The following is a 1,409-nucleotide window of genomic DNA, read 5'->3' as shown; positions in this document are numbered from 1 at the left end:
CGCAGCAGTGGCAGAAACAGAAGAAAGGATTCACGGATCGGTACCGGGCGGGAAAGGCGGCTGCCGCCCGGGTTGCGGTGTTGGAGGAGTTGAAGGAGCAGGGGCCGCTGACTGCCGAGCAGGAGACGGAGCTCGCGGAGCTCCAGCCGAAGGCGCAGCAGTGGCAGAAAAAGAAGGAATCTGAAGCGGATTGGTACCGGGCGAGAAAGGCGGACGCCCGGGTTGCGGAGTTGGAGGCGTCGGCGGGGCGGGGGCCGCTGACTGAGGCGCAGCAGATGGAGTTGGCGGAGCTCCGGTCGAAGGTGGGGCGGGAGAAGAAAGCCCCGGACGTGACGAAGAGCGGGGTGGCTGGCCCGGTGATCGGGCGAGGTGCGGGGCCGGAGGAGGTGTCGGGGTGGATTGGGGCTGATCAGGACGACTTGGACGGGTGGTCGGCTGAGGTCGATCTGGGTGGGTGGCTTGCTGGGGCGGTGGCGGATGTGTGGCCGGCCGGTGGGTCCGGGCTGCGGCGCCTGGGTTGGGGGGTTGGGCTGCCCGCGGAGGTGACGGGTCCGAAGCGTCAGGCTCACGTTGGGCTGGAGGTGGGGGGAGTCGGCGCGGGTGCGGGGAGTTTGTGGGGTGAGGTTGGCGAGGGTTCCGGGGCGGTTAAGCGGCGGAAGGTGGAAGTATCTGCTGCGGCTGGGTTTGTTTCCGGGGGTCCGGGGGATGGCGGGAGTGGGGTGCTTACGCCGACGGCTCAGGCAGCGCAGCAGGACCCGCGTGCGGAGCGGAAACGGAAAAAGAAGGAAGGGGCCGTGGGTCGGTCCCGGGCGGGAAAGGCTGCTGCCGATCGGGTTGTTGCCGTCCAGTGGTTCCGGGTTGCGTAGCCAGGGCTGGGGATCCGGGCTGCCCACTGAGGTGACGGGCCCGAAGCGTCAACCCGGCGCGTCCGGGCCGGAGGCCGGGAAAACCGGCCCGAAAGGCGCGAAGAGGACGCGGGGCGAGACCGGTGAGAGTTCCGGGGGAGCGAAGCGGCGGAAGGTGCCAGCAGCCGCAGCTGGGATTGACCCCGGTAGTCCGGGCAATGACGAGTGAGCTGCTCACCCATCGCCGGGTGAGAGGGGCCGAAGCCGATCGGGTTGCGGAGTTGGAGCGGTTGGCGGAGCAGGGGCCGTTGACTGAGGGGCAGGCGGCGGAGCTGGCTGAGCTTCAGCCGAAGGTGGCTCGGCGGAAGCAACAAAAGAAGGCAAGTAGAGCGGAGCATCGCCAGGCGAGAAGGGCCGGAGCCGATCGGGTTGCGGAGTTGGAGGAGTTGGCGGAGCAGGGGCCGTTGACTGAGGAGCAGGAGGTGGAGCTGGCGGAACTTCAGTCGAAGGCGGCGAGGCGGGGGCGCAAGAAGAACGGCAAAGGCGCGAAGCAGTACCAGGCGA

The 1,409-nt window shown here is 68.8% G+C and carries 1 protein-coding gene and 1 pseudogene; both read left to right on the top strand.

Features of this window, described 5'->3' with window-relative positions; genetic code table 11:
* Nucleotides 1-866, top strand: a pseudogene (locus SSPN_RS60435) (hypothetical protein); the annotation flags it as partial.
* Nucleotides 867-1,063: 197 nt separating this feature from the next.
* The coding region (locus SSPN_RS46110) for a hypothetical protein (protein ID WP_010311409.1) at nucleotides 1,064-1,409 on the top strand (346 nt) is incomplete at its 3' end.

It is taken from the genome of Saccharopolyspora spinosa NRRL 18395 (assembly GCF_000194155.1).
Taxonomy (GTDB): domain Bacteria; phylum Actinomycetota; class Actinomycetes; order Mycobacteriales; family Pseudonocardiaceae; genus Saccharopolyspora; species Saccharopolyspora spinosa.
The sequence above is the reverse complement of the archived record's forward strand: the minus strand, read 5'-3'. Positions and strand labels throughout refer to the sequence as shown.